The following is a 4,697-nucleotide window of genomic DNA, read 5'->3' on the forward strand; positions in this document are numbered from 1 at the left end:
CGCGAGCCATCGAAGCGCCAAGTATATTCCTCAATCGCCCAACGCACCCGGTCCCAACAACGTTCCGCTACCAAACAGCTAGTCACATCGAGCCGGCTCCGCGGCTTGCACTTCATGCAGTCCACGAGGCGCTTTGGAAGGCGATAGTGCCGGAGCTTGAAGGTACGAGCGCAATGCTCGGCCATAGCTATCCTCACAAATTAAGTGAGAATACGCCAAACGTCGATAATGGTTAGCAAGATCGCGCCTAGCCCCTTGCTCGTGGGCTCCGTACCGCTCCTCAGAGAGGCAAGGCACTCCGATGCGTTGCGCGGCTTCAAGGGCGGTGGGACGTCCGGTCATTTGCACCAATCCTCGATGATCCGGCCATAGGCCTCAACGACCTGGTCGATGCGCGAGACGAGGCAGTACTCGTCCGTCTGGTGCGCCATGGCCGCTTCTCCAGGGCCGAGAATGACGGTTGGCAGGTTGCCTAGGGCTGGGGTCAGCGCTGACGCGTCGGTGAAGTAGGGCGCCCCCTGCGGCACCAGCATCTCCCCAAGGAGCGGCGCCATGATCTCAAAGACCCGCTGGATCCATGGATCGCTGGGATCAGTCCAGACGGCCGGCACGTCAATGATCGGCGAGATCTCCATCTCATCACCCAGAAAGCTCCCGACCATCTCGCGCACGGCGGCATGCGCCTGGCCCGGCACTGTGCGGATATCGAGGCTCACTTCGGCATGGTCAGGAACCGAGTTGGTGTTCAATCCGCCATGGAAGGTACCGATGTTCAACGTCGGTCCGCCCAACACCTCGTGCCGCTGCATGTTGAAGTCAAAGTCTGTCAGCCGCACGACCGCATGCGCTGCTTTGATGACGGCGTTGTCCCCCTTCTCCGGCATGGAGCCGTGCGCAGTCACGCCTCGTGCGACGGCTTTCAGCCACAGAGCCCCTTTATGGCCGATCAGCGGGGTATTGGATGTTGGCTCGGCGACGATTAAGGCACCGGCAGCGCCCAGAAGCCCCTTCTGCCGGCACAGATGGTAGGCTCCTTCCGATCCGGTCTCCTCACCGGCGGTGATGATCAGCACCGCGCCAGGGCCCTTCTCCAGCGCGGTACGGTGGGCGATGCAGGCTTCGACAAAGGCCGCAACGCCGCCCTTCATGTCGCTGGAGCCGCGGCCATACACCCGGTCGCCTTCGATATCACCACCGAACGGGTCGACCGACCATGGCTGCGAGCCGAGCGGCACCGTGTCCAGGTGGCCGGTAAAGGCAAGCGGTAAGGCTTTCCGGCCGCCGAGGCGCGCAATCAGGTTTGTGCGTCCCTCCCCGAACGGGATTGCCGTGACGGTGAAGCCATTCTCCTCCAGCCGCTTGGCCACGAGGGCTGCGCACTGAGCCTCATTGCCGGGAGGGTTGACGGTGTTCTGGCGGATCAACGCTTGTGTAAGCGCGACAGCGGGTGAGTTGGTCATCGGCCTCTCTTTCTGAGGAGTTTTGCAAACATCAACTCACCGCAGGGTGGCTGGCGCTCAAGGGGCATGGTTGGGATGCTAATTCGGTGTCGGCCGCAGCACCAGAGGTGCTTAGCTCAGCGCAGGGCTAAATCCTGTCCCTGTAGATCCAGCCCGCTAGCGCTCATCACCGGGATCCGCATCAGCCAAGTGATAGCCGACAAGGCCATGCGGTTTTCAAGTGCGATGTCGACGGCTAGCCCAACAGGATGAGGTTCTGTCGCGAATTTTAGGTGAGGACAGAAGGGGGACTAATCTATTCGCATGCCTCAGGCAGCCAGGATGTTGAACTGCTCCGCGAGTGACAGCTGCAGATTGTAGGCATACTTCGCCTGTTGTTTGCGCATCATGTGGATCATCTCGATCCCACCCAGGATCGCACGGGCGCTGGCGACAGACTGAAAGCCGAGCATTGGCCGCACTCGCCGCTTAACAGCGCGATGATCCTGTTCAATGCGGTTATTATCGGGCATGAATAGGCGCGACACCTCCATCCACTTTTCAGACAGCTGAAGGGTCAGTTACCATCAGCAGCCCGGGATAGGGGTGTCGGGAGCACGTAAGGTGGGCAGGCCGTCGTATCTCATGAGCTGAGAGCTCGCGTTGTTATCTGGCCGCCCCTTCGACTGGCCCGGGTGCGCTGCGAGCGCGGATCCGTAGGTGTCGTGTGACCCACCAGCTCCCAAGGTTATCTAACCGAACAGGAGCAGGAGATGAGGATCATTGCTCTCGATATCCATCGATCCTTCGCCCAGATGGCGATCCTGGAGAAGGGAATTATCCGGGATGCCGGCAAGGTCGATCTCGAACGCAGCCGCCTGCTGCACTTTGCCAAGACCCTGAAGCCTGACGACGAGGTCGTCCTGGAGGCCGCCGGCAACACCAGCGCCATCGTGCGCCTGCTGTCGCCCTTCGTGGGCCGTCTATCCGGTAGCGGATGCCTTGGCCGCACGGGGAGTGCCGTTCCTGTTCGCCACGGGCTACAGCCGGGTCCTGGTACCGGATCGGTATCTGCATGTACCCCGGTGGGAAAAGCCGTTCGATCCACAAACCCTCGCACAGGCCTCGCCCAACCTTCTTCAAGGTCAGTGAACTTAGCCTTGTGCCAAAGTTTGAAGGGGCGCCACTATGGGCTTGTGGGAGGGTGGCACCATTCCCGTGAGACGGCTCGCCAGTTGACAGCCCTGACAGACCGGGAGCTTTCCGACATTGGTCTATCCCAGGGCGATATTCATCAGGCTGCACGTCAAGGACAGTGAATGCTGCGGGAGGGTGGATCTAGTGCACCCTCCCCTTTCCCAAAAATGAACTCACGTACGTCAGTGCGTAGTCGGGCGCGGATTGGCAAGCAGAGGCATCAATGCCCCCCTGAGTTCCGCCATCTGCCGTTCTGTCTCGTTGCGGGCTAGGCCTGCATTTGGATTGATCCGTTCCCGCAGCCGGGCATTCTCAGCAGTCAGCCGATCGTTCTCGGCTATCAGGATGGCTACCTTCTCCTCGGCAACCTTGAGCCGGGCCCGAGCGTCATCCCGCTCCTGCTCCCGGATCTGGGCACGGTCGCGCCAGAGACGTGAGGCAACGGTTTCGTTTTGGTCGCTCACGAACTGCTCCTCTTTGGTTAGGCAGCCCTGAGCATCTCGACCGGAGCGTCATCAACCGTTTCAGACAATGCCAAACCCTTCAATGTCTCAAGTACCCTCATTGGGGCATGCGGCGGGACGAAGACGGCGTCCACTGAGGGACATTCAGCTTTGGGGATCTCTTCGGACAACAGGACAACCGGCCGGTCCGGATTGTATCGATGATACTCATCGGCGAGGAGCCATCCATCCACCAGCCCAGGAAGCCTCACTTTCGTCACAAGCCAACCAATTTGAGCCTGCTGCTGGCAGAGCAACAGGAGCCCTGCGTTGCCCGTTGGAACGGCCAAGACCCGACAGCCGGCGCCCCGGAGAATGTTCTCCAGCAGCTCGCGTGTGATGGGGTCATTCTCAACGACAAGAACCGTAGCCGAGGCAAGCATTTTAGGACATCACGCATTGTATGGGAGACGTGCCGATGTTCTGCCGGTTTGGTTAATGCTTCCTTAAATTGCCCAGCAGTTGGAGCCAGTGCGCCAAGGCGACGCGCGCCTGATTTGCCGATTGTCACACTCAGCAAATCAGCTCAGTCTCACCTCAGCTGCCTATCAGCGACAGCTGTCGACGAGTCCCGGGCCGGCACGGATGTACTGCCTCCCCGGGCTCCTCGTCGGACCTGCCATAATCCGCCCTGGCGGCAGTCAAACAGCAGCGCCGCGCTCTGGACCCGCCATGACTTGAGGGCAGCCTCACTCCAGGCCGGTCCCTGACAGGCTTCGTTCCGTCGAAACAGGAACTCTTGCATGAACCCTGTAATGCCTGAGCGTCGATCGAGTGAACGGTTTGCCGTCGGCTTAGAGGGATGGTTCGCAAGCGAAACCACTGGCGATCCGTTTGCCTGTACCGTGTGGGACTTGCCTGAGACGGGTGTGCGGCTGGTGATCCCTGCCCCTGCTGATATTCCTCTTGAGTTCGAACTGAATATCCCAGACAAGGGCGCCGTCGCTATGGTCCGCCTGGTTTGGACCACCGGGAGCCACTATGGAGCGCGGTTCACCGGCTAACTGCAACCATGCCTAACCTTACTCGCGCTGTTGTTGCGATAGGTTCGATATCGCCTATTCCCGCGACGCCACCGCCATTCATGGTATCGAAGCAGTTGGAACTCTGCGAGGATACAGGCAGCGGCCGCAGGAGGCGCGATCCACATGAACGGCAATATTCCAGGCCTGTTCGCCTTCGTCATTCTAGGGCTCGTTTGCATTGCGCTGCTCATGTCTCCATCCATCGTAGCGCTTATTCCACAATAGAGCCCTCAGCCGAGCAGATCATGGAGACGGTGGAGCAGTTGCAGGCTGCTCAAGACGCCAGAAATTAGAGCATCGGACTGTTAAACGGACGCATAGCCGGCAGCCTTGAGGAAGTTCCAACACTCGTGCGGCTCAAACAAGTCGCAGATGTCGCCGAGGGCGCGCCAGAGCGCGTCGAACGTTCGCGCCTCGGCCTTGCGCAAGTGTGCCTTGATCTTGGCAAAGGCCTGTTCGATCGTGTTGCCATGATGCCTCTCAATGACTGCTTCCTGTTGACGTTCAGTCTGCTGGCTGGATGCGAGCTACGG

Annotated in this window: 7 protein-coding genes and 1 pseudogene; 4 read left to right on the forward strand and 4 right to left on the reverse strand. The window is 60.0% G+C overall.

Annotated elements, in window-relative coordinates; genetic code table 11:
* The coding region (locus ILT44_RS29830) for a hypothetical protein (protein WP_204243232.1) at window positions 1–236 on the forward strand (236 nt) is incomplete at its 5' end.
* A gap of 102 nt (window positions 237–338) precedes the next feature.
* Here ILT44_RS29830 and ILT44_RS29835 read toward each other — a convergent pair.
* On the reverse strand, window positions 339–1,460 hold the full coding sequence (locus ILT44_RS29835) for a M20 family metallopeptidase (protein WP_204243233.1): 1,122 nt from the start codon (window positions 1,458–1,460) through the stop codon (window positions 339–341).
* 308 nt (window positions 1,461–1,768) lie between these two features.
* Window positions 1,769–1,963 (reverse strand): annotated as a pseudogene (locus ILT44_RS29840) (DDE-type integrase/transposase/recombinase); the annotation flags it as partial.
* A gap of 672 nt (window positions 1,964–2,635) precedes the next feature.
* Here ILT44_RS29840 and ILT44_RS32085 point away from each other — a divergent pair.
* Window positions 2,636–2,758, forward strand: a complete 123-nt coding sequence (locus ILT44_RS32085; protein ID WP_372441294.1) for a DUF1127 domain-containing protein — start codon at window positions 2,636–2,638, stop codon at window positions 2,756–2,758.
* Between the two features lie 60 nt (window positions 2,759–2,818).
* Here ILT44_RS32085 and ILT44_RS29850 read toward each other — a convergent pair whose 3' ends face one another.
* Together ILT44_RS29850 and ILT44_RS29855 are read right to left on the reverse strand one after the other, a co-directional pair.
* Window positions 2,819–3,100 carry a hypothetical protein gene (locus ILT44_RS29850; RefSeq protein ID WP_204243236.1) on the reverse strand — a complete coding sequence of 94 codons (282 nt, stop codon included), beginning with the start codon at window positions 3,098–3,100 and terminating at the stop codon, window positions 2,819–2,821.
* A 17-nt stretch (window positions 3,101–3,117) separates the two neighbouring features.
* Window positions 3,118–3,522 (reverse strand): response regulator, encoded by a 405-nt coding sequence (locus ILT44_RS29855; protein WP_204243237.1) that lies wholly within the window; start codon window positions 3,520–3,522, stop codon window positions 3,118–3,120.
* 372 nt (window positions 3,523–3,894) lie between these two features.
* Between ILT44_RS29855 and ILT44_RS32090 the strand changes: the two genes are divergently transcribed.
* Window positions 3,895–4,143, forward strand: a complete 249-nt coding sequence (locus tag ILT44_RS32090; RefSeq protein WP_372441295.1) for a PilZ domain-containing protein — start codon at window positions 3,895–3,897, stop codon at window positions 4,141–4,143.
* Between the two features lie 371 nt (window positions 4,144–4,514).
* Window positions 4,515–4,697, forward strand: a 183-nt coding sequence (locus ILT44_RS32095; protein WP_204243239.1) for a hypothetical protein, incomplete at its 3' end; no start/stop codon positions are given.

It is taken from the genome of Microvirga arvi (assembly GCF_016892765.1).
Classification (GTDB): domain Bacteria; phylum Pseudomonadota; class Alphaproteobacteria; order Rhizobiales; family Beijerinckiaceae; genus Microvirga; species Microvirga arvi.

Excerpts from the sequence above, each read along its gene's own strand:
- ILT44_RS29835 (WP_204243233.1), bottom strand. The coding sequence starts at position 1,460 with ATGACCAACTCACCCGCTGTCGCGCTTACACAAGCGTTGATCCGCCAG.
- ILT44_RS29855 (WP_204243237.1), bottom strand. The coding sequence starts at position 3,522 with ATGCTTGCCTCGGCTACGGTTCTTGTCGTTGAGAATGACCCCATCACA.
- ILT44_RS32090 (WP_372441295.1), top strand. The coding sequence starts at position 3,895 with ATGCCTGAGCGTCGATCGAGTGAACGGTTTGCCGTCGGCTTAGAGGGA.